Annotated in this window: 20 protein-coding genes; 9 read left to right on the plus strand and 11 right to left on the minus strand. The window is 60.0% G+C overall.

Going from position 1 to position 21,275, the window contains the following annotated elements; all coding sequences use genetic code 11:
• Window positions 1-115: 115 nt before the first annotated feature.
• The 5 genes from PL599_RS05315 to PL599_RS05335 are packed head-to-tail and all read right to left on the minus strand — an operon-like array spanning window position 116 to window position 3,834.
• Window positions 116-964, minus strand: coding sequence for a phosphatase PAP2 family protein (locus tag PL599_RS05315; protein WP_137410753.1), 849 nt, complete (start codon window positions 962-964; stop codon window positions 116-118).
• Window positions 954-2,462, minus strand: a complete 1,509-nt coding sequence (locus PL599_RS05320; RefSeq protein ID WP_269823763.1) for an ArnT family glycosyltransferase — start codon at window positions 2,460-2,462, stop codon at window positions 954-956. The genes PL599_RS05315 and PL599_RS05320 overlap by 11 nt, the downstream gene beginning before the upstream one ends.
• Entirely contained in the window at window positions 2,437-2,724 is a 288-nt protein-coding gene (locus PL599_RS05325) for a lipid-A-disaccharide synthase N-terminal domain-containing protein (RefSeq protein ID WP_031233742.1), read from the minus strand. Before PL599_RS05325 ends, PL599_RS05320 begins: the two co-directional genes overlap by 26 nt.
• A 20-nt stretch (window positions 2,725-2,744) precedes the next feature.
• Window positions 2,745-3,584: a glycosyltransferase family 2 protein gene (locus PL599_RS05330; protein ID WP_077983054.1), complete on the minus strand. Its 840-nt coding sequence runs from the start codon at window positions 3,582-3,584 to the stop codon at window positions 2,745-2,747.
• A complete protein-coding gene (locus PL599_RS05335; RefSeq protein ID WP_269823781.1) occupies window positions 3,538-3,834 on the minus strand; it encodes a hypothetical protein in 297 nt (98 codons plus the stop codon). The genes PL599_RS05330 and PL599_RS05335 overlap by 47 nt, the downstream gene beginning before the upstream one ends.
• Between PL599_RS05335 and PL599_RS05340 the strand changes: the two genes are divergently transcribed.
• Window positions 3,785-6,049 (plus strand): methyl-accepting chemotaxis protein, encoded by a 2,265-nt coding sequence (locus tag PL599_RS05340; RefSeq protein WP_191217507.1) that lies wholly within the window; start codon window positions 3,785-3,787, stop codon window positions 6,047-6,049. The two genes, PL599_RS05335 and PL599_RS05340, sit on opposite strands and share 50 nt — an antisense overlap.
• A gap of 132 nt (window positions 6,050-6,181) precedes the next feature.
• On the opposite strand, the gene adh is transcribed toward PL599_RS05340, so the two are convergent.
• From adh to PL599_RS05355, 3 genes are all read right to left on the minus strand, one after another.
• Window positions 6,182-7,699, minus strand: coding sequence for an aldehyde dehydrogenase (gene adh / locus PL599_RS05345; RefSeq protein ID WP_191217506.1), 1,518 nt, complete (start codon window positions 7,697-7,699; stop codon window positions 6,182-6,184).
• A 173-nt stretch (window positions 7,700-7,872) separates the two neighbouring features.
• Window positions 7,873-8,832: a helix-turn-helix domain-containing protein gene (locus PL599_RS05350; protein ID WP_077981636.1), complete on the minus strand. Its 960-nt coding sequence runs from the start codon at window positions 8,830-8,832 to the stop codon at window positions 7,873-7,875.
• A gap of 107 nt (window positions 8,833-8,939) precedes the next feature.
• Complete coding sequence (locus PL599_RS05355) at window positions 8,940-11,021, minus strand: putative bifunctional diguanylate cyclase/phosphodiesterase (protein WP_269823764.1); 2,082 nt, start codon at window positions 11,019-11,021, stop codon at window positions 8,940-8,942.
• A gap of 302 nt (window positions 11,022-11,323) precedes the next feature.
• Between PL599_RS05355 and PL599_RS05360 the strand changes: the two genes are divergently transcribed.
• The 5 genes from PL599_RS05360 (at window position 11,324) to PL599_RS05380 (ending at window position 16,624) form a co-directional block, all read left to right on the plus strand.
• A complete protein-coding gene (locus PL599_RS05360; protein WP_137410757.1) occupies window positions 11,324-11,932 on the plus strand; it encodes a 50S ribosomal protein L25/general stress protein Ctc in 609 nt (202 codons plus the stop codon).
• Window positions 11,933-12,240: 308 nt separating this feature from the next.
• A complete protein-coding gene (locus tag PL599_RS05365) occupies window positions 12,241-14,628 on the plus strand; it encodes an EAL domain-containing protein (RefSeq protein ID WP_269823765.1) in 2,388 nt (795 codons plus the stop codon).
• Between the two features lie 17 nt (window positions 14,629-14,645).
• Entirely contained in the window at window positions 14,646-15,359 is a 714-nt protein-coding gene (locus tag PL599_RS05370) for a substrate-binding periplasmic protein (protein WP_269823766.1), read from the plus strand.
• Window positions 15,360-15,447: 88 nt separating this feature from the next.
• Window positions 15,448-16,164 carry an aminoacyl-tRNA hydrolase gene (gene pth / locus PL599_RS05375; protein WP_077981582.1) on the plus strand — a complete coding sequence of 239 codons (717 nt, stop codon included), beginning with the start codon at window positions 15,448-15,450 and terminating at the stop codon, window positions 16,162-16,164.
• 7 nt (window positions 16,165-16,171) lie between these two features.
• A complete protein-coding gene (locus PL599_RS05380) occupies window positions 16,172-16,624 on the plus strand; it encodes a GNAT family N-acetyltransferase (protein WP_269823767.1) in 453 nt (150 codons plus the stop codon).
• 3 nt (window positions 16,625-16,627) lie between these two features.
• Here PL599_RS05380 and clpS read toward each other — a convergent pair whose 3' ends face one another.
• Window positions 16,628-16,942 carry an ATP-dependent Clp protease adapter ClpS gene (clpS, locus tag PL599_RS05385; RefSeq protein WP_416172486.1) on the minus strand — a complete coding sequence of 105 codons (315 nt, stop codon included), beginning with the start codon at window positions 16,940-16,942 and terminating at the stop codon, window positions 16,628-16,630.
• Between the two features lie 238 nt (window positions 16,943-17,180).
• Here clpS and ychF point away from each other — a divergent pair, with 238 nt between their 5' ends.
• The 3 genes from ychF (at window position 17,181) to PL599_RS05400 (ending at window position 19,521) form a co-directional block, all read left to right on the plus strand.
• Window positions 17,181-18,284, plus strand: coding sequence for a redox-regulated ATPase YchF (ychF, locus tag PL599_RS05390; RefSeq protein WP_035260423.1), 1,104 nt, complete (start codon window positions 17,181-17,183; stop codon window positions 18,282-18,284).
• 299 nt (window positions 18,285-18,583) lie between these two features.
• Entirely contained in the window at window positions 18,584-19,057 is a 474-nt protein-coding gene (locus PL599_RS05395; protein WP_080790123.1) for a MaoC family dehydratase, read from the plus strand.
• Complete coding sequence (locus PL599_RS05400) at window positions 19,054-19,521, plus strand: MaoC family dehydratase (protein WP_077981578.1); 468 nt, start codon at window positions 19,054-19,056, stop codon at window positions 19,519-19,521. Before PL599_RS05395 ends, PL599_RS05400 begins: the two co-directional genes overlap by 4 nt.
• A 44-nt stretch (window positions 19,522-19,565) precedes the next feature.
• Here PL599_RS05400 and PL599_RS05405 read toward each other — a convergent pair whose 3' ends face one another.
• A complete protein-coding gene (locus PL599_RS05405) occupies window positions 19,566-20,108 on the minus strand; it encodes an adenine phosphoribosyltransferase (RefSeq protein ID WP_077981577.1) in 543 nt (180 codons plus the stop codon).
• Between the two features lie 240 nt (window positions 20,109-20,348).
• Window positions 20,349-21,260 carry a cytochrome c1 gene (locus tag PL599_RS05410; protein ID WP_077981634.1) on the minus strand — a complete coding sequence of 304 codons (912 nt, stop codon included), beginning with the start codon at window positions 21,258-21,260 and terminating at the stop codon, window positions 20,349-20,351.
• Window positions 21,261-21,275 lie beyond the last annotated feature (15 nt).

A 21,275-nucleotide genomic window follows, 5' to 3' on the forward strand; every position in this document is an offset into this window, starting at 1 on the left:
AATCGCGGTGAATAAAATCAATAGGCCGCGGATCCCCGGGACAAGTACGAGGGTGGCGCAGGAGTATCTGGCGCGCTCGCCATTCACCTCATTGAAGCGAACTTTGAAGTTCCTCTTAAGACGATGCCGCACCCGCGTCCGGCGGCCGCTGCAGACGTGAGGCTGCAGCCTTGATTTTCGGCCACCAGCGCCGAAGCCGGGTGAGGACAGCATGGCGACCATTGCGCCAGATGCTGACCGTATCGGCTCTGACCGCATTGACGGTGAACAGGTGACGGTGACGGTTTACCGCCAGCAGCCGATAGAGGAACAGGGTCGTCAAGGCGGAAAACAGGATCGACATCACCACATCGCTGAGGAAATGTCCGCCGGCCGCAATGCGCAAGCCGGACATAAGGACGATCATGCCGGCAGCGATGCTTCCCATCGCCAAGCGTCCGCGCCGTTGCAGCCGGGGCCAGACGAGCACGCAGAGCGGCAGGAAGAAACTGGCGATCAGCGCGGTTTCGCCGGAAGAAAACGAGCAGTTCGAATAACATTGCGCACTGTACTGGAAAGGCGGCGTGAAAAGCTGCTGACCGCCGAATTCGGTGACGCTGAATGGGCGGGCGCGACCGATAGTCGCCTTCAGCACACCATTGACGAGAAGCCCGGCACAAAGGATCACCGGCCCGCACAGGAAGGCCCACACTCGCCAGCCGGTTCTTTGCAGCGTACCCAGCCGAAGATTGCCGACAAGGATCATGAAAGCCAGAAGAGTGGCAAGCTCCGTACCTTCGCGCAGCGTATCCCGCAACCATTCGGGAAACGGTTCACGGCCGGACCATGGCTGCTCGACGGGCGAGAAAAACAGGGCGGAGAAGCTGAGATCGATGGAGGGAAAGGTCGCGAACAGGATGACGAGCGCCAATGTCGCGAATGTCACCCAGATCGTGATCCGCATATGCGAAAGATCATTGTCCATTGCTGCCCTCCGGCATGCATCGCGGCGGCAGGCGCCAGAGGCCGATTTCCCTGCCCTCGAGGAAGCCCGGCCCGGCGGTCCAGCGGGCGACCGGCGCTTCACCGGCAAGGCACGCCGGCAGGCCATCCGCACTTGCCAGGAACAAGGGATATTTCGCCTCGCCGGGTTTCAGCGGGTAAAGAAGGGCATAATGACTGGAAGGCACGCCGGTTTCGGGCAGTGCGCGCGTCTTCACCTGTTTTTCGTCCCGCAATTGATAAAAGAGCTCGGCGAGTATCGAACGGTCCGTAGCAACAATGGCGTCCGCCCCCGCCTCGCGCGCCCGTAACAGACCGGTCGACACCAGGTCGGCGCGCCCCAGATACCGCTTCATCGCCAGTTCACCACTCGGCAGGCGCAATTGCGTTCCGGCAATGGTCATCAGCGGCAGCGCCGCGGCCACGATGCCGCCGAGCACGAGAGTGGACACGATGAGCCAGCGCCGCGACGCCAGGACCGGCACCGCCAGAAGCACGCCGGCCGCATAGGCCCCGACCGCCCAGTTGGCGAGCGCCCGCGACATCAAACCCTGCGCGGTGATCAGCAGAACAATCGGCACCGAAAGAGCGACCAGCGCCCGGGTTTCAGCATTCTTCGCACGAATTGTTGCGACGATCATGCCGACAAAAACGAATGGGCCGACCACGCCCGCCTGGGAGAAGAAGAATTCCAGCGCGGAACCGATCTTCAGCCGGACGCCATGCCAGTTCGCATTATCCGCCGTATGGCGTGCGGTCATGAAATCATGCGCCGCGTTCCACCACAGATTGGGCGCGATGACGACGACGCAGACGAGCGCGGCAAATGCCGCGTCACGCAGCCGGATGCGCCACGCCTCGCAGAGCCAGCCGGCGGCGATGAAGCAGGGCAGAAAATAGATCATCGCATATTTCGACATCAGCCCGAGGCCGAAGCACAGACCGAGGGCGATGCTCCAGCCCGACGACGCCCTGCCCTCGTAGCGGGCGAGCGCAAGCTTGCGCACGGAGATCATCGACAGCACGATGAACAGCATCATCGGTGTATCGGTGGAGATCAGCAGGCTGCCGAGCGTTACCGCCGGCAAGGTCAGATAGATAAGGGCGGCCAGGGATGCCAGCCTGACATCATAGATCATGCGGCCGAGGGCAAGGATGGCCACCGCCGCCACGCCATGCACGACGGGTGCGGCCAGCCGCACCTGAAAAGTGCCCTCGCCGCCGCCCATAACGGTTGCCGCGCGGATAAGCCAGCCGATCAAGGGCGGCTTGGAATAGGCGCCGAACGCCATCTCCCTGCCCCATAGCCAATATTGCGCCTCATCGACGAAAAGGTCGGTCCGGTTGAAGGCCAGCGCAAGGACGCGCAGCGCCGTCACGAGGACGATCGCCGCGAATGCAAATGTCAGCCACCGACGCTCATCGCCTGCCTGCGCATAAGGCAGGGTCGTCGCCTCATGCATGCTGGCGGCGTTCTGCATGAATCAACCAGAGATTTCGGGCATAGATAAAAAGGCCGGACGCCTGGCCCAGAATGAAGACCGGATCGCGCCGCCAGATGGCGTAGGAAAGCAGCACCAGACCGCCGAGAACGGAAAAATACCAGAACGCCACCGGAATGACCGAGCGGTTTGCCCGTTCCGAAGAAATCCATTGAACCAGAAAGCGCATGGTGAACAGCATCTGGCCCATGAAGCCGGTGCAGACCCACAGAAATTCCTTCCAGCTGTTCACATGCAGCATGGACCATAAAGCCGGTGCGTTCACGGCGATGTCTCCGTTTTGAAAGTTTCAGCCCAGCTTGACCGCTTTCGCCGGCGCAGCAGCCAGGCGACGCCGATCAGATCGTGGATGCCGACAAGCGCGCGGCCAATATTGGTGTAATGGGAATTCCCGTGCAGCCGTGCCCGGTGCGTGACGTCGACATGGGCGACCTGCCAGCCGTCGCGATTGAACAGCGCCGGGAAATAGCGATGGTGATGATCGAAATAGGGCAAGGCGAGATAGGCGTCGCGGCGGAAAGCCTTTAGACCGCAGCCGGTGTCACGCGTGCCGTCCTTCAATATCCGCGCCCGAAGCCCGTTGGCAAAGCGGGAGGAAAGGCGTTTTCCGAGCGTATCGCGCCGGCCGACGCGCTGGCCGGCCACGAGACCGAGCCGGCTGGAGGCGCCGGCGGAGAGAAGCGGCGCAAGAAGTGCCGGCAGATTGTCCGGCGGGTTCTGCCCGTCTCCATCCAGCATGCAGATGACCGGCGCACGCGCCGCCTGCACGCCGCTGTGGATCGCCGCAGACTGGCCGCCCTGGCGATCGTGCCGGACGAGCCGCAGCATCGGATAACGGTCCCCGAGCGCAAGCACCGCGTCGACCGTGCCGTCGGAAGACGCATCGTCCACAACCACGATCTCGAAGGCGCCGACCGGCTGACAGGCGACGAAAATCTCCGCCACGAGCGTTTCCACACTCGCTTGCTCATTGTGCATGGGCACGACAACGGCGAAATCCGGCCTCGGTTTCACGCTGGCTCCGTCATATCCGTCTGCATTCAGTCCGCAGACATCATCGATAGTGGCGAGAGAAGGAGCGCGAAAAGCTTGCATGAACATGAACAGCCGTTGATCTTCGCTCGATATGCGCCTGTTCTATTGCAGTTTTATAACGGCACGTTTCGGTGGAACCTCGATTGCTGTCGAAGTTTTTCTCACGGCATGCGGGAAATAATCCTACAATTCGCAACCCTTTAACGCGACCGTAAGCAATTTTTGCCACCGTGCGGCTACGTTTTTTTTTGGGGGGAGGGAACAGGATGCCGGGTGCAAATCCGACTGCTGTCAAAGCTAAATCATTGTCGATCAAGGCCAAATTCGCAGCGCTCGTCACGGGCGCGACGCTGGTCTCCTGCCTGTCCGTGGGGCTGTTATCCTACGAGATGGGCAAGTCAGGTCTTATAGACGCCAGCGAAATCAGGCTCGAAACGGTTGCAAGCAACCAGTCCAAGCAGCTTGATGCCTATACTCTGCGTGTCGAACAGAGCATCTCCGAACTGTCGCAGAATGCTGCAATCGCACAGGCGCTGGAAACGATGACCACCGTTGTGCCGACGGAAAAGGACGCCATCATCCAGGCTTTCCGCCGCGAGGGCGTTTCCGAGGAGGAGCGCGCCTCCTTCAACGGCGAAGGCCTGCGACTGCTTTACGCCATTCGCCACGCCACCATCAACGCCGCCATCGCCAGCGTCTGGCGCAACACCCGTGTCAGCGACATCTACGTGATCGACAAGACCGGCCTCATTATTTACACCGTGACCAAGGGGAAGAACTTCCTCACCAGCGTGACGGAACCGCAGAACGCTGCGATCAAGGAGCTGTTCGACCGCATCGAGGCCGGCAAGGACGGTGTCGTCAGCACCACCGGCTTCAGCGGTGGAGAAAATGATTCGGCCATGATCGGCATGCCGCTCGCCGTTTCCAACTGGGGCCAGATTCAGCGCAAGGGCGCCGTCATCATGCGCATCGCCGCGGACCGTATCGGCGCCGTTGTCACGCCCGAAGAAACCGGCAAGACAATCGATGACGCCGTTCTTCTGAGCGCGGATGGCAAACGCCGCGCCGGGATCCTCTCGGGCGGTGCGGATGCCACCGTTTCCGAAAATCTCGCGGCGCTGTCGGGCGCAAGCGATGCCGGAATGGTGATGGCGCAGACGCCTGCCGGTAACATCTTCTATGCCTATCGCCCGGTCTCCGTTTTCGGACAGAAACATCTTCTGGCCATCGGGCAGCAGGAGAGCAAGGTGCTGGCCGCCGCCAACGATCTCGCCTTCTGGGCAACCATCGCAACACTGGCGGTACTCGCGATCATGACGCTGATCGGTATTTTTGTGTCCGCCAGCCTCACCAAGCCATTGACCGGCCTTGCCGCATTGATGGAACGCCTGAACGGCGGTGATAGCAATATCGAGATCAAGGCCGTTTCCCGCGGCGACGAGATCGGCACCATGGCGCGCGCGCTGGAATCCTTCCGCCAGGGCATTCTGGACAAGCAGCGCATGGAAGAAGAAGCCCATCGCAAGGGCGAGGAACTGGACGAGGAACGCGCCCAGCGCGAGATGGAAAAGGCAAGAAGCGCCAAGGAACTGGAAGAGGCTGTCGACGCACTCGCCACCGGTCTTGCCAATCTTGCGGCCGGCAGGCTCGATCTCCGCATCGACAAATCCTTCGTGCCGTCGCTCGATCACCTGCGCGTCGACTTCAACAACTCCATGGCGGGCCTGGAAGCGACCATCTCCAACATCGGCGAAAGCGCCAATGCCATCCGCTCCGGCTCCGGCGAATTGAAAAGCGCATCGGAAGACCTGTCGCGTCGCACCGAACGCCAGGCCGCAGCCCTTGAGGAAGCGGCAGCAGCGCTCGGAGACATGACGCAGGCCGTCAATCTCTCGCTGTCGCGCTGCAATGTCGCCGTCGAGGCAACGGCCGGCACGATGCAGGACGCCCATAAATCCACCGCTGTCGTAAAAGAAGCGATTGTCGCGATGGAGCGTATCGAGACCTCGTCGGCCAAGATCCGCCAGATCATCGACGTCATCGACCAGATCGCCTTCCAGACCAATCTTTTGGCGCTGAATGCCGGTGTGGAAGCCGCGCGCGCCGGGGAGGCCGGAAAGGGCTTCGCGGTCGTGGCGCAGGAGGTTCGTGAATTGGCCCAGAAATCGGCAGCCGCCGCGCGTGACATCACGACGCTGATCGCAACCTCTGCAGGCGATGTGGAAAGCGGCGTGGCGCTGGTGCTGAAGACCGGTGAAAGCCTCGAGCAGATCCAGAAACGCATCCAGTCGGTCAACGACCAGATCGGCGAGATCGCCACCGCATCGCGCGATCAGTCCGGCCGTCTCAGCGAAATCAACGCCTCCGTCAACGAACTCGACCATGTGACGCAGCAGAATGCGGCCATGGTGGAGGAAACGACGGCCGCCGCCTTCTCGCTGTCCAGCGAGGCCGACGGCCTGACCGAACAGGTGGGGCAGTTCTCGGTCGGCAGCCTCCGCCAACAAGACCAGCGTTACGCGGCATAAACCGCAACGAAAAAAGGCCGGAGGCAGAACCTCCGGCCTTTCTGTTTGAAGCCGGGTTCCCAGGGGCCGAAACCCCTGGGAACACGCCGGCGATCTGGCGCCACAGCCCCTCGCCGGCTTCCGGGGAGGACCTCAGAAGAAACCGACCTTGTTCGGGCTGTAGGACACGAGCAGGTTCTTGGTCTGCTGGTAGTGATCGAGCATCATCTTGTGGGTCTCGCGACCGATGCCCGACTGCTTGTAACCGCCAAAGGCAGCGCCCGCCGGATAGACGTGATAGCAGTTCGTCCACACACGGCCCGCTTCGATGCCACGCCCGGCCCGATAAGCGATGTTCGTGTCGCGGCTCCAGACGCCCGCGCCCAGACCGTAAACCGTGTCATTGGCAATTTCGAGTGCTTCTTCCACCGTCTTGAAGGTGGTGACGGAAACGACAGGACCGAAGATTTCCTCCTGGAAAATCCGCATCTTGTTATTGCCTTCAAATACGGTCGGCTGGATGTAGTAGCCGTCCTTCAGGTCGCCCGTCAGCGTCTTGCGGTCGCCGCCGGTCAGAACCTTGGCACCTTCCTTCTTGCCGATCTCCAGATAGCTCATGATCTTGTCGAACTGTTCCTGCGAGGCCTGCGCGCCCAGCATGGTCGACGGGTTGAGCGGATCGTCCTGGCTTATGGCCTGAACGCGCTTGATCGCCTTTTCCATGAAGCGGTCATAGATCGATTCATGCACCAGCGCCCGCGAGGGGCAGGTGCAGACTTCGCCCTGGTTCAGCGCGAAGAAGGCGAAACCTTCGAGCGCCTTGTCGAGGAAGGCATCGTCCTCGTTCATCACATCGGCGAAGAAGATGTTCGGCGACTTGCCGCCCAGTTCCAAGGTGATGTTGGTGACGTTGTCGGCCGCATACCGCATGATTTCCTTGCCGACCGAGGTGGAGCCGGTAAACGCGATCTTGGCGATGCGGTTGCTCTGCGCCAACGGCTTGCCGGCTTCAAGGCCCGTACCGTTGACGATGTTGAGAACGCCGGGCGGCAGCAGATCTTCAATCAGCTCCATTACGATGAGAATCGAGGCAGGCGTCTGTTCCGCAGGCTTCAGCACCACGCAATTGCCGGCAGCAAGCGCCGGCGCAAGCTTCCACGCGGCCATCAGGATCGGGAAGTTCCACGGAATGATCTGGCCGACGACACCGAGCGGTTCATGGAAGTGATAGGCGACCGTATCGTTGTCGATTTCGCCGATCGTGCCTTCCTGAGCGCGGATGCAGCCCGCGAAATAACGGAAATGATCGATGGCGAGCGGAATGTCCGCATTGGTGGTTTCACGCAGCGGCTTGCCATTGTCCCAGGTCTCGGCCCGGGCGATGAGATCGAGATTGTCTTCGATCCGCTGGGCGATCTTGAGCAGGATGTTGGAGCGCTCGGTTATGCTGGTCTTACCCCATTTGTCGCGGGCCTTGTGTGCTGCGTCGAGCGCGAACTCGATGTCGGACGCATCCGAGCGCGGAACTTCGCAGATCTTGTGGCCGGTGACCGGCGAAAGATTATCCATGTAGCGGCCGGACTTCGGCTCCACCCACTTGCCGCCAATGTAATTGCCGTATTTCAGCTTGAAGGGCGCTTCGCCCGCTTTCTGCTGAACCTGAATGTTCATGATTTCATCCTCCCTGATGAAAACGATCCTGAGCGGACCGCATGGGAGGAAGGTGGGCCTAGATGATGCGGTTCGGTAGAGGGGCGGCGCTGTTCCGCAGCGCACATTGTCTCACATCTGCGACAAAGCCGCCGCGATCCGGCATGATTGGCCGGATCGCAACCGCGAGGACCTTAGTGCACGCCGAATTTCTTCATCTTGCGGTGAAGCGTGGCGCGGCTGATGCCGAGCAGCGAGGCCGCCTGCGTGACATTGCCGTTGGTGCGCGACAAGACGCGGCGGAGCGCCGAACGTTCCGCTTCCGCAAGGTCTGAACCGCTGTCGTGGCGCTGTTCCTGAAGAACATCCGCGGCGGGCAGTCCCTGCGCAATCCGGGCATCGTCCAGCTTCAGCGCAAGGCGTGCGGCGCGGGTCGCCCCCAGCACGAGATCGTCCTGATCCACGGCAAGCAGCGAAAGCGCCGCCCCGAAACCGCTCGGCACGACAACGATGCGCGCACCCGGAAAGGCCCGGCGGAAAAGATTGCCCTCGATTCGCTGCGCCGCATCCTTCACCGCTTGGGTGACGAAGGAGAAGGTCATCTCGTTGATATCGTCGCGGCAGGTGGAAATATCGAGGGCGCCGGTCACCCGGCCGGTATGGTCACGGATGGGCGCTGTCGTGCAGCAGAGTTCGGTATTCGACGTAAAGAAATGCTGATCGCGGTAGACCACCACCGAGCGCTCATCAACGAGCGCCGTACCGATGCCATTGGTGCCCACGCTCGCTTCGCTCCAGACCGCCCCGGACCAGAGACCAAGTGCCCGGAAATCACGATCATCGCCCGAGGCACCACGCCGCTCCAGCGCAACGCCCTGCGCGTCGGTCAAAAGCAGGCAGCAGCCGGATTTGCCGACGCTTTGGAAAATGCGGTCGAGTTCATCCGTGCTTTCGGCAATCAGGCCAGCCGCACTCTCACGAGCGCGGCGGAATTCAACCTCGCTAAGAAAGATCGGCTTGCGGTTTTCCTCGGGTGCAAGGTGATGTTTGACCATGCAGCGACGCCAGGAGGCCACAATCGGAGAACTTGCGGCGGCAGAACGGTGTCGCGCGGTTTCATACACGCGTTCCGCATGGGCGATGTCTGTCGGCATACGCTCCTCCCAAAGCTTTTGTGCGATGGTGCGCTGGAAGCGGCCATGTTTCAACAAAAAATTTCGAGGCTGGCCTTGCCGGGCGCAAGCGTGGCTGCGCCAGACTGTCAGACGGCCTTGAAATAACGCCGGCCGGCGGTCACTTCCGTTTCGTCCTCGGCCGAGAGGAAGGTGTCGTCCACGAGATTGGCAATCGAGGTCAGCGGACCGGGCTTGCCGAAAAAGAAGCCCTGAACCTGCAGGCAGCCTTCACGCCGCAGGAACTCGATATGGGCCTTGGTTTCGACCCCTTCCGCAAGCACCGGAATATTGAGGCTGTGCGCCAGGATGAGCGTGGAGCGAACGATCGCCTCCGACTGCACGTTGGTCGAGAGGCCGTCAATGAAGGCACGGTCGATCTTGATCTTGTCGAAGGGGAAGCTCTGCAGGGTCGAAAGCGAGGAATAGCCCGTGCCGTAATCGTCCATGGCGATCTTGACGCCGAGCGCCTTGAGTTTGCGGATGGTGACGAGCGCGTGGCGATGATCGGCTATGATGCTGCCTTCGGTGATTTCAAGCTCCAGCCTCTCCGGCGCAAGCCCGGTTTCGGCAAGAATTCTCTCAACCTTGTCGGGGAAATCGTTGTCCGCAAGCTGCTGCGGCGCGACGTTTACGGCAATGGCGAGTGACTTTTTCCACCTCGCCGCCTGCGCGCATGCCTCTCTCAGAACCCACTCGCCCAGTTCGACGATGAAGCCGGTCTGTTCGGCGATCGGAATGAATTCGACGGGAGAGACCATGCCGCGTTCGGGATGGTTCCAGCGCAAAAGCGCCTCGAAACCGACGATGCTGCCGCTTTTGGTGTCGTTTTGCTGCTGGTAATAAAGCTCGAACTCATTGTTGGCGAGGCCGCTGCGCATGGCGATGGCAAGTGCATTGCGCGCGCGCGCGGCCTCGTCCATGGATTTGTCATAGAAGCAGATCGTGTCCGAAGTACCGCTTTTTGCCCTGTACATCGCAACATCCGCCTGCGCCATCAAGGTATCGGCATCGATAGCACCGGTGTTACGCACAGAGATGCCGACGCTGGCGCCGACAGAAAATGTCTGGCCGTTCCACTCGACCGGCCTGCTGATTTGCTCGATCAGTCGTTGCGCGAATTCTGCCCCATCGGCCCGGGTGTAATAGGAATGGGTCATCGCCACGAATTCATCGCCGCCCATGCGCGCCAGGAACTCCCCGGCCTTCAGCACGGAACTCGCGCGGTCTGCGATGGCGCGCAGCACAGCGTCACCCGCCGCATGGCCATGCACGTCGTTGATTTCCTTGAAACGATCGAGATCGATCGACAGAAGCGCGGTATGCGCGCCTAACGAAATATGGAGTGTGCGGCGATTGAGATGTTCGATAAAGGCCGCCCGGTTGGGAATGCCCGTTAGCGGATCGTGCAACGAAAGATGACGATAGCGCGCGACCGCCTGCTGGGTGGACTGGGCATCGATGACATAGGTGGAAAGTCCGAGCGCCAGAAGCAGCAGCGTCACGGCGATTGCGCCCCCGCCCATGATGGTCGGCGGCAGCAGATTTTCCGGAATGACGATGCGCGGATCGAAAGCGAAGGACATGGAAGCCATGCCGGTATAGTGCATCGACGCAATGGCGAGGATGAGAAATGTCACCGCGCCATATTGGCAGAAACGGTTGAGGGGCCGGGCAATGCGATTGACCGCAAGGGCGCCAAGCACTGCCCCGAGCAACAGCGAAGCGATGACATAAGCCTGATCCCAGAAGATCATGCCTTGAACATTGTAGGCCGCCATGCCGGTATAATGCATTGCCGCAATGCCGAGCCCGAGGATCATGCCGCCGGCTTCCACCAGCACGCTGCGCCCTCCATAGGCGGAAATGCCGAAGCCGGCAGTCGTTGTGGTAATGGCGATCAAAAGCGACAGCCCGGTCAGATAAGGATCATACCCCACCTCACCGGCCGCGACGTATCCCAGCATCGCCACGAAATGGGTGGTCCATATCGCCGCCCCGCCATTGACGCCCGCCAGGAACAACCAGTTGACCTTCTGCACACCCGTCGCCAGACGCGCTTTCGAAAAAAGGCGCATCGAAACGAAACTGCCCAGCATGCAGACGAAGACTGCTGCGGCAGTGTATCGATAGTCGTGATCTATGGTGAGGCACTCGAGAACTTTGAGCATTGTCATCTACGCAATTGGAATTTTGCATAGCCTTATCATTCGCCAAGTTTTCACCGGGTTTATGTGCATGGATAAGCATATATTAAAGGTTGCAACAAACGGGTGAATTAGCGAATTCTAATAAAATTACAAAGCGTCAGCAGCCAAAACCTGGCCACTCTTGTCTTTGTCTGCCGTTTGTATTATAGCGCCCGCACCCGTGTAGACACCCTTGGAGGCAACGCGGGTGGGATGGTGCTTGCACCTCCCCAGTTCAGCGCCCGCGGGCATGAACTCTCCATATAACCTCGAAAGGAATTGCCATGAGCAAAGAATCGTATGAGCTCAAGGCCGAGGCGCGCGAACGAGTTGGTAAGGGGTCCTCTCGTGAACTTCGCCGCAACGGTTTGATTCCCGCTGTCATCTATGGTGACAAGCAGGCCCCCATTTCCATCGCTCTGTCGACCAACGAAGTCACCAAGCGTATCCACGCTGGCGGTTTCATGACGACGGTTGCGACCATCGACGTCGACGGCAAGAAGATCAAGGTTCTCCCGAAGGATTACCAGCTTGATCCGGTCCGCGACTTCACCATGCACGTCGACTTCCTGCGCGTTTCGGGCAACACGCTCGTCAACGTTGAAGTTCCGGTTCACTTCGAAAACGAAGAAAAGTCGGACATCAAGATCGGCGGCGTTCTGAACATCGTTCGCCACACCGTGGAGTTCCACTGCCCGGCCAACGACATTCCGGAATTCATCACGGTCGATCTCGCTGGTCTGAAGATCGGCGACAACGTCCACATTTCGAATGTGAAGCTGCCGAAGAACATCACGCCGGTCATCGCCGACCGTGACTTTACGATCGCAACGATCGTTGCTCCGGCTGCTGGCGTCGCTGAAGAAACGACCGAAGAAGCTTCCGAGGAATAATCGGCGGCCGTAAGGCCGGACGACCTTGAAGACAGCTTTGAAAAATGAGGCCCGTTCCGTATTCGGAACGGGCCTTTTAGTTTTCATGAACTTTAAAACCAGAAAGCTCGCCATCCTGACCTGATACGGAAACCGTTTCAGTGTCGATTAACACTTCCATGAAACGATACCCTCGCGCTGTCGTGGAACACCGGCCGGGCTGAGGAAATGCGTGGTGAAACGGGCTTTCGCCGGAAACCCTGCAAAACCCTCCGGGCGGACGAAACGCGGCGCAGCAAGTTTGGGGCAAAGGGTAGCTGCAATTTAACATGGCTCATTCCGTCGAAAGCCGCTTTATCGCGATAGTTTCCGGCGCACTTCTTACAGTGGTCGCCCCGCTCTTCACGCTTTTGCTGACGCTGTCCTATCACGAAGCCATTCGCAGCCAGCGTAACCACCTTGAGATTCTGCTGTCGACCAATGCGCAGGCGCTTGGACGACCACTGTGGGATCTTGATGACGACACCATAAACCAGATTACCGGAACGCTCATTTCCGACCCCGTGATCAGGATGGTCGAGGTCAGGGATACGTCCGGCCAACTCGATGTCGTCCAGACAGCCGGCAGCGACATCATTCAGGATGCAGCCTCGACGACGCGCGAAGTAACCTACAAGACCACGAAGGGCTCCGTCACCGTCGGGCAACTGACGATCTATTACGACAATGTCAGCCTTATGACCTCTTTGAGCCGCATCGAACTGGCTTTCATTACGATTTTCATCCTCGCCGTCCTCACTATCGTTCTCGCCGCCATCGCAGGCAACCGCTTCATGGTCATCCGTCCGCTGATGCGGCTTGCGGCGGCAATAGAGGCGACGCGGCGTCTCGGCTCGCGCCACCACGTCGACTGGCGTTCGAAAGACGAAATCGGCAGGCTGGCGAAAAGCTTCAACGAAATGCAGTCCCAGCTTGAAAAGGAAGAACTGGAGATCAAGAACGCACACGAGCGCAAGACGGAGATCTACAACCGGACGCCCGCCATGCTGTTCTCGCTCGACAGGCACGACCGCATTGCCGCCGTCAGCGACTATTGGGTGCAGGCGACGGGCTACGATCGTTCCCGGATACTCGGCCTGAACTTCGCCGATCTCATCCATCCCGATGACAGGCTTCTGTTCCAGCAGCGCAAGACCGCGCATCCCTTGCCCGATGCCTCGCATAGCGGCATTACCGTGCGTTTCCATTGCATGGATGGCGGCGTCATGGACGCTCTCATCCTGGAAAAGTCTCTTGATTCCGGCGATGCGGCCCATCAGAGCATCTGCCTCTGCGTCATGACCGACGTAACTGAACTGCGCCAGTCGGAAAAGCGCAACCGACAGCAAGCCATTTCAGACCACCTGACCGGCCTCTTCAACCGGCAGGGCTTCGAGGCGATTCTCGACGTGCAGATCCGCGATGCGGATCGCAATGGTAGCGAGTTGGCCTGCCTGTTCATCGACCTCGACCGGTTCAAGGCGATCAACGACAATCTCGGCCACGCTGCGGGCGACGCCGTGCTCAAACAATTCACGCTGAAGCTCGAACCGCTGCTGACGCCGCTGGACAGCGCATCGCGGCTCGGCGGCGACGAATTCGCCATTCTTCTGGCCGGTGACAAGGTGGAAGAGCGCGCCCTGCAATTCTGCGAGCGCATCTGCGCCATGCTGGACACGCCTTTCGAGATTGAAAGCAACAGCATCCGCCTCAGCGCCAGCATCGGCATGGCGGTCTATCCCCTGCACGCCGCCAGCGCCTCCGAGCTTCTGCAGAATGCCGACATGGCGATGTATACCCGCAAGCGCACGGGCAAGAACGGCTCGCAGGTCTTCGACAGCTCGATCATGGACCGGGCGCGCGAACATGCGGAGCTGGAACGGGATATCGCGCAGGCGCTTTCCGAAGACTGGTTCGAGGCCTATTTCCAGCCGATAGAAAACCTCGCCACCGGCCAGACGGCGGGTTTCGAGGCGCTGCTGCGTCTCAACCACCCGGACAAGGGCTTGCTTTCCCCGGCCGCGATCGTCAGCCTTGCGGAAGAAAACGGCACTATCCACCGCATCGGCAATGTCATTCTCGATCAGTCGATCGCCAATCTCGCCAGGCTGTCGCGCCTGCCGGGTATGGAACAGACCTATGTGGCGGTGAATTTCTCGCCGCTGCAATTCGAACCGGGATTGCCGACCCGCATCGCCGGCGTTCTGCACCGCCACGGCATTCTTCCGAAACGGCTGGTCATCGAGATCACCGAAGCCGTTATCATGAAGGACGATCCGCAAATCCGGGCGATCCTCAACGCCATCCACCAGCTCGGCTGCCGCATCGCGCTGGATGATTTCGGCACGGGTTATTCCTCGCTCAGCTATCTCAGCCGTTTTCCGGTCGATATCGTCAAGATCGACCAGTCCTTCACCCGCTCGATCTGCGACGACAGGATGGACATCAGGCAACGCAATCGAATGCTGGTCGAAGGCATCGCGGCCATTTCGCACAAGATGAACTGCGCTGTCATTGCCGAGGGTGTCGAGACGGAAGAACAGAAAGCGCTTCTGACCGACATAGGCGCTGATTTCGGACAGGGATATTTCTTCGCACGCCCGCAACCCGTGGAAAAACTGATCACCTCACTCGACACCGCGTCCGGGCAAGACCGCGCCGCGGCGCGACAAGCATGAACCGCAGGGGGCCAGCCATGGGACTGATCCGCTTTTGCCTCATCTTCCTTGCGCTCGCCACTCCGGCCAGCGCCGCCAAGCTGTTCCTGACCACCGAGATTTATCCGCCCTATAATCTGCAGGCCAGCGACGGCAGCGTGCGGGGTGTCTATTTCGACCAGCTCAGAACCGTGCTCGAGGACACCGGTACCAGCTACGAAGTCGCCGTCATGCCCTGGGCAAGGGCCATCGCACTGGCCAGAACGCAGGCCATGCACTGCGTCTTCGCCGCTGCCAGAACGCTGGAGCGGGAGAAGCAGTTCAAATGGGTCACGCCGATCCATATCGACCGCAACATTCTCGTGGCGCGCCGCGACGCGAATATCGAAGCCTCCAGCCTCGAGGACGCGAGGAAATATCGGGTGGGAACCCAGCGTGGAGATTACACCGAGGCGCTTCTCGAAAAGCTCGGTTTCCCGCAGGTGGATGTCGGCGCAGATTTCGAGATCACCCTTCACAAGCTGAATGCCGGCCGCATTGACCTGATGCCCATGTCGGAGAGCACCTTCAAAAGCCTGCCGGCCGACACGTTCAGGGAAGTGATAACCCTCTCACGGCAGCAGCTTGGCCTTGCATGTAACAAAAGCGTACCAGACGAGGTGATCGCAAAATTGCAGGCCCGGCTGGACAGGTTGATCGCCGATGGAACACAGCAGCGAATATTCGACCGCTACAATCTCGTCAGTCCCTGAACCATCCGAAACTCCATAAAAAGATTGACAGCCGGCGGTTTTCGGGGTGGTGACAACAGCATCATCAGGCAAAACGCGGACATGCCCCATGAAGATCATCGCAGGACTTGGTAATCCCGGTGCGCAATATGCGGGAAACCGTCACAATATCGGCTTCATGGCCGTCGATGCGCTGCAGCGCCTGCCGTCCTTTGCGCCCTGGTCGAAAAAATTCAAGGCGGAGATTTCCGAAGGCGAGATCGGCGGTGAAAAGGTTCTGCTCATGAAGCCGCTGACCTATATGAACCTTTCGGGTGAGTCCGTCGGCGAGGCCATGCGCTTCTTCAAGCTTGCGCCGGCGGACATCATCGCCATCCATGATGAACTGGATTTGCCGGCCGGCCGCGCCCGTATCAAGACGGGCGGCGGCCATGGCGGCCATAACGGCCTGAAATCGCTCGACGCCCATTGCGGCAAGGACTATCGCCGCCTGCGCCTCGGCATCGGCCATCCCGGTGACAAGGAGCGGGTGCACAGCCACGTGCTTGGCGATTTCGCCAAGGCAGACCGGGTCTGGCTCGATCCGCTTCTGGACGCCATTGCCGACAATGCCGCCATGCTGGTGAAAGCCGAGGATTCGCAGTTGATGAACAAGCTGGCGCTGGCTACGGGCAGCAAGCCGGAGTCCGAAAAACCGGCCAAGGCAGCCAAACCCGCCGCGCAGTCCCATATCCATCAGGCACGCAACAGCGCCCAGCCGAAAAAGCTGCCGGAAACCGGCCCTATGGCCGAAATGCTGAAGCGTATGTTCAGCAAGAAGGACTAGATCGCGAATGTCTTCCAAGCCCATCGTCCTGCGCGCAGCCAGAGCCGGCGATCTGGCCGGTTTGCTTGAACTCTACCGGGCGCTCAATCCGTCCGACCCTGAAATGACGGCAGAAGAAGCGAGCGCGGCTTTCGCGGCCATGCTCGCCCAGCCCGGCCTGACCGTGTTTCTTGCGACCGAAGGCGAAGAAGCGGTCGCCACCGCCACGCTCCAGATCGTGCCGAACCTGACGCGCGCCGCCCGCTCCTATGCCCTTATTGAAAACGTGGTGACGCTCGAAAACCGTCGCGGCCATGGATATGGTCGCGCGGTGGTGTGCCATGCCGTCGAGGCCGCTTTTGCAGCGAACTGCTATAAGGTGATGCTGCTGACCGGGCGACAACGCCCGGAGGTCCATGCATTTTACGAAAGCTGTGGCTTTGTGCAGAACAAGACGGGTTTCCAGAAAAGGCAGGATTAACGCTCACTCTTCCGGCTCGGTGGTGAACATCAGCGGAAATCCCGCTTCCTTGCCGAGATCGGTCGCTTCCTTGGCCTTGGTCTCGGCGATATCGCGCTCGCAGACAACGACGACCGCACTTCCGAAGCGGTGCGCCGTCATCATCACCCGGTGGCCGGTATCCTCGCTCATGCGGAAGACAGCTTTCAACACCACGGTAACGAACTCACGCGGCGTATAGTCGTCATTCAGCAGAATGACCTTGTAGAGCTTCGGCCGCTCCAGCTTCGGTTTGACTTTCGGTTTCGGTTTGAGATCGACAGGACTGTCACCCATCATGGTCGCTCGTGCCTGTCGCTCATCGCGGTTGTTCATGGGAAAACCCCGTTGATGACGAAAGATCGGTCGCTTGACCCGCTGATATTGCGCCGCAACCGCGGCATCGGCAACCCTGCCAGAAATTCCGCACCATTAAAGGGGCTTTGCCCGCACAAATCCGCCCGCGGGCTTGACCTTGCCCTGCCGTTTCCGCAAAAGGCTCCTCAACGAATTCTTTCAAACGGGCAGGTTTCAAGCCATGGGCTTCAAATGCGGTATCGTTGGATTGCCAAATGTCGGCAAGTCCACTCTCTTCAACGCGCTGACGAAAACGGCAGCGGCGCAGGCGGCCAACTATCCCTTCTGCACCATCGAGCCGAATACCGGCGAAGTGGCGGTTCCGGATGCGCGCATGAAAATCCTCGCCGACATTGCCGGCTCGAAGGAAATCATCCCCACCCGTATCTCCTTTGTGGATATTGCCGGCCTGGTGCGCGGCGCATCGAAAGGCGAAGGCCTCGGCAACCAGTTCCTCGCCAATATCCGCGAAGTGGACGCCGTGGTGCACGTTCTGCGCTGCTTCGAAGATGACGACATCACCCACGTCGAAGGCCGCATCAACCCCGTGGCCGACGCCGAGACCATCGAGACCGAGCTGATGCTTTCCGATCTCGAAAGCCTTGAGCGCCGCACGGAACAGACCCGCAAGCGCGCCACCGGCAAGGATAAGGAATCGCTGGCGCAGCTGCCGCTGATGGAGGCCTCGCTGAAGCTTCTGAACGAAGGCAAGCCGGTCCGCACCCTGCTCTCCACGCTGGATGCCGAGGAGCTGCGCATCCTTCAGGGCCTCAACCTTCTGACCGCGCATCCGGTCCTCTACGTCTGCAACGTCGCCGAAAGCGACGCCGTCGACGGCAACGAACACACGAAAGCCGTTGCCGAAATGGCCAAGGCCCAGGGCGCCGAATCCGTCGTCATCTCTGCGGCGATCGAATCCGAAGTCGCGCAGCTTCCCGATGAAGAGGCGAAGGAGTTCCTTTCGGCCCTCGGGCTCGAGGAAGCAGGCCTCGACCGCCTGATCCGCGCCGGCTACAAGCTACTCGATCTCATCACCTATTTCACCGTCGGCCCGAAGGAATGCCGCGCCTGGACGATTGAGCGCGGCACCAAGGCCCCGCAGGCCGCCGGCGTCATCCACTCCGATTTCGAACGCGGCTTCATCCGCGCCAACACCATCGCTTACAACGACTATGTCGCCTTCAAGGGCGAAGTCGGTGCGAAGGAAGCCGGCAAGGCTCGCGACGAAGGCAAGGAATATGTGGTTCAGGACGGCGACGTCATCCACTTCCGTTTCAATACCTGATCTGGCCTTTGGCGGCCTCGATAGGGTCGCTGAGAAGGGTAAGCCGAACATCGCGGCACGGTTTCTTCTCCCCGCCGGGGAGAAGGTGGCCCGAAGGGTCGGATGAGGGGGTAAGCTCTCCGAATATCTCTACCCTCGCCCCCTCATCCCGCTGCCGCGACCTTCTCCCCTCGGGGAGAAGAAACAAGCGGCAGCCGCCTCGCCCCATTCCTCTGCATTGCATCCTCAATTTGACCTTTACGTAAAGGGAAAAATCATTTTAGATGCAGCCGATATTGACTGTGCGAAGGGAGGACGCCATGACGCCGGTCGCGACTTATGCCTATGAGGATTTTCCCGTCGGACAGGAATTTCCCCTTGGACCGCAATCGATTTCCGCAGAGCAGATCGTTGCTTTTGCGAGTGAATTCGACCCCCAACCCATGCACCTGTCCGAAGAGGCCGGACGCCAGAGCATTCTCGGCGGGCTAGCGGCTTCCGGCTGGCACACTTGCAGCCTGCTGATGCGGATGATGGCGGATAGCTACATTTCGAACTCGACCTCGGAGGGCAGCCCGGGCATCGATTTCGTTGACTGGAAAAAACCGGTTTTGGCGGGCGATACGCTTGCGGGAAAATCCATTGTTCTGGAACAGCGGCCCTCCGCGTCGCGCCCCGGCATCGGCCTCGTGAAACTACGCCACGAGCTTTATAACCAACACGGCGTCCTGGTGTCGCACGGCGAAAACACCGTGATGTTCCGCATGCGCGACAATGGGGGCGCTGCAGCATGAAACTGGCAGAACTTTCTCCTATCGGCGAACGCGTCACACTCGATACGCTGCATTTCTCCGCCGAAGACATCATCCGTTTCGCCCGCGATTTCGATCCGCAGCCCTTTCATCTCGACGCGGAGGCCGCAAAGAACAGCATTTTCGGCGGTCTTTGCGCTTCCGGATGGCACACAGGTGCTGGCTGGATGAAGTGCTTCCTCTCTCACTGGGCCAAGGAGGTGAAGAGGCTGAAACTACAGGGCCTTGAGCCGCCCAAACTCGGCCCCTCGCCCGGCTTTCGAGAACTGAAATGGAAAAAACCGGTCTTTGCCGGAGACGATGTCACCTATTTCGTGACCCTGCTCGACACCCGGGCGCTGGAATCCAGAGCCGGCGTCTGGCTGAACACTACATTTAACGAGGGCGTCAACCAGTCAGGAGAAACGGTGCTGACCTTCCGGAGCGGGGTTCTGGAATTCGAATAGAATGAGCGCCGGGGCAATAGCGTCACCATTGCCCCGCTACCATCTCAATGGCCGGAAAATTCCACCAGCGTCCGCACCTCGACACCAAGGTTTTCCAGCTTCTTGCGGCCGCCAAGATCGGGTAGATCGATGACGAAGCAGGCGGAAACGATCTCCGCTCCCATCTGCCGCAACAGCTTGACCGCACCTTCAGCGGTGCCGCCCGTGGCAATCAGGTCGTCGACCAGAATGACCTTCTCACCCGGCTGGACCGCGTCCACATGCATTTCCATTTCGTCCACGCCGTATTCAAGGCTGTAGGCGACGCGGACGGTGGTGTGCGGCAGCTTGCCCTTCTTGCGGATGGGCACGAAACCGGCCGATAGCTGATGCGCCACCGCCCCTCCCAGAATGAAGCCACGTGCTTCCATGCCGGCGATCTTGTCGATCTTCGTACCCGCATAGGGCTGCACGAGTTCATCGACGGCGCGGCGAAAGGCGCGCGGGTTGCCGAGCAGCGTCGTGATGTCGCGGAAGATGATGCCCGGCTTCGGATAGTCGGGAATGGAACGGATGGCAGCGGAAAGCTCCGAAGCGATAACGGTCATGGTATTTCCAGTTGAGATAAGGGAAATGGATCAGAAGGTTCAGGCCACCCTATCAACTTGGCGGCTGCGGACCAACTAAAAAGGACCCGCGCTCATTCCCTGGCATTGCTGTGACCCGCGCTCCGGCCCTGCGGCGTCTCTCAGCCGGGCAACCGATGCTTGCCGTTATCACCAGCACCCATGAAAAGGCCCCCACGAAAGACCGTGGGGGCCAATGACTGACAGGCATCTGGATATCGATCAATGTTCCTTGTTGGCGTAGACCGATTTCTTGGTGAGATAGATCAGCGCCGTAAAGATGAACAGGAACACCATGACCATGAAGCCGGTGCGCTTGCGCTCTTCCAGATGCGGTTCTGCGGTCCACATCAGGAACGCCGCCACATCCTTGGAATATTGATCCACGGTCTGCGGCGCGCCGTCGTCGTACGTCACCTGATCGGCGCTGATTGGCGGCGCCATCTTCAAGGAGGTGGCGCCGACGAAATAAGGGTTAAAGTGGGTGCCTTCAGGCACGGTGTAGTCCGAACCATCCGTGTTTTTAATGCCGGCCGGCGCGTCCTGATAACCAGTCAGCAGCGCGTGGATGTAGTCCGGCCCGCCTTCCTGATAACCGCCGATGATCGGGATCATGTCGATGATAAATTGCGGGAAACCGCGCTCTACGCCGCGCGCCTTGGCGAGCAGCGACATGTCCGGCGGGGCCGCCCCGCCATTTGCAGCGGCTGCCGCCTCATGGTTCGGGAAAGGCGAAGGGAAATGATCGGAAGGTACGGCCTTGCGATTATACATTTCACCATCGGCGTTCGGCCCGTCCTGCACTTCGTACTCAGCCGCGAAAGCCTTCACCTGGTCGTCCGAATAGCCGAGGTCACCCAGTGTGCGGAAGGAAACCAGGTTCATGGAATGGCAGGCGGAGCAGACTTCCTTGTAGACCTTCAGACCGCGCTGCAGCTGGCCCTTGTCATATTTCCCGAAGGGACCGGCAAAAGACCAGTTCTGTTCCTCGGGCTTAATGATCGGGAAGTGGTTGCCGGCGATAGCATGCGTGGCCTGTGCGGCGAGATCATGGCTCTCTTCCGCCGCCGAAACGACGGTGACGGAACAGCCGATGGCGGCGAAAAGCGCGATGCTTGTTACAAGCTTCTTCATTGTCGTCATCCTTCC

Source organism: Agrobacterium sp. ST15.16.055, assembly GCF_027956555.1.
GTDB classification, from domain to species: domain Bacteria; phylum Pseudomonadota; class Alphaproteobacteria; order Rhizobiales; family Rhizobiaceae; genus Agrobacterium; species Agrobacterium salinitolerans.

Bases quoted from the DNA above. Each gene is read 5' to 3' on its own strand.
- PL599_RS05355 (WP_269823764.1), bottom strand. From the start codon at position 11,021: ATGCTCAAAGTTCTCGAGTGCCTCACCATAGATCACGACTATCGATAC.
- PL599_RS05360 (WP_137410757.1), top strand. From the start codon at position 11,324: ATGAGCAAAGAATCGTATGAGCTCAAGGCCGAGGCGCGCGAACGAGTT.
- PL599_RS05365 (WP_269823765.1), top strand. From the start codon at position 12,241: ATGGCTCATTCCGTCGAAAGCCGCTTTATCGCGATAGTTTCCGGCGCA.
- PL599_RS05400 (WP_077981578.1), top strand. From the start codon at position 19,054: ATGAAACTGGCAGAACTTTCTCCTATCGGCGAACGCGTCACACTCGAT.
- PL599_RS05410 (WP_077981634.1), bottom strand. From the start codon at position 21,260: ATGAAGAAGCTTGTAACAAGCATCGCGCTTTTCGCCGCCATCGGCTGT.
- PL599_RS05315 (WP_137410753.1), bottom strand. From the start codon at position 964: ATGGACAATGATCTTTCGCATATGCGGATCACGATCTGGGTGACATTC.
- PL599_RS05320 (WP_269823763.1), bottom strand. From the start codon at position 2,462: ATGCAGAACGCCGCCAGCATGCATGAGGCGACGACCCTGCCTTATGCG.
- PL599_RS05405 (WP_077981577.1), bottom strand. From the start codon at position 20,108: ATGACCGTTATCGCTTCGGAGCTTTCCGCTGCCATCCGTTCCATTCCC.
- PL599_RS05330 (WP_077983054.1), bottom strand. From the start codon at position 3,584: ATGTTCATGCAAGCTTTTCGCGCTCCTTCTCTCGCCACTATCGATGAT.
- clpS (WP_416172486.1), bottom strand. From the start codon at position 16,942: ATGATGGGTGACAGTCCTGTCGATCTCAAACCGAAACCGAAAGTCAAA.
- adh (WP_191217506.1), bottom strand. From the start codon at position 7,699: ATGAACATTCAGGTTCAGCAGAAAGCGGGCGAAGCGCCCTTCAAGCTG.
- PL599_RS05370 (WP_269823766.1), top strand. From the start codon at position 14,646: ATGGGACTGATCCGCTTTTGCCTCATCTTCCTTGCGCTCGCCACTCCG.
- PL599_RS05395 (WP_080790123.1), top strand. From the start codon at position 18,584: ATGACGCCGGTCGCGACTTATGCCTATGAGGATTTTCCCGTCGGACAG.
- PL599_RS05325 (WP_031233742.1), bottom strand. From the start codon at position 2,724: ATGCTGCATGTGAACAGCTGGAAGGAATTTCTGTGGGTCTGCACCGGC.
- pth (WP_077981582.1), top strand. From the start codon at position 15,448: ATGAAGATCATCGCAGGACTTGGTAATCCCGGTGCGCAATATGCGGGA.
- PL599_RS05340 (WP_191217507.1), top strand. From the start codon at position 3,785: ATGCCGGGTGCAAATCCGACTGCTGTCAAAGCTAAATCATTGTCGATC.
- PL599_RS05380 (WP_269823767.1), top strand. From the start codon at position 16,172: ATGTCTTCCAAGCCCATCGTCCTGCGCGCAGCCAGAGCCGGCGATCTG.
- ychF (WP_035260423.1), top strand. From the start codon at position 17,181: ATGGGCTTCAAATGCGGTATCGTTGGATTGCCAAATGTCGGCAAGTCC.
- PL599_RS05350 (WP_077981636.1), bottom strand. From the start codon at position 8,832: ATGCCGACAGACATCGCCCATGCGGAACGCGTGTATGAAACCGCGCGA.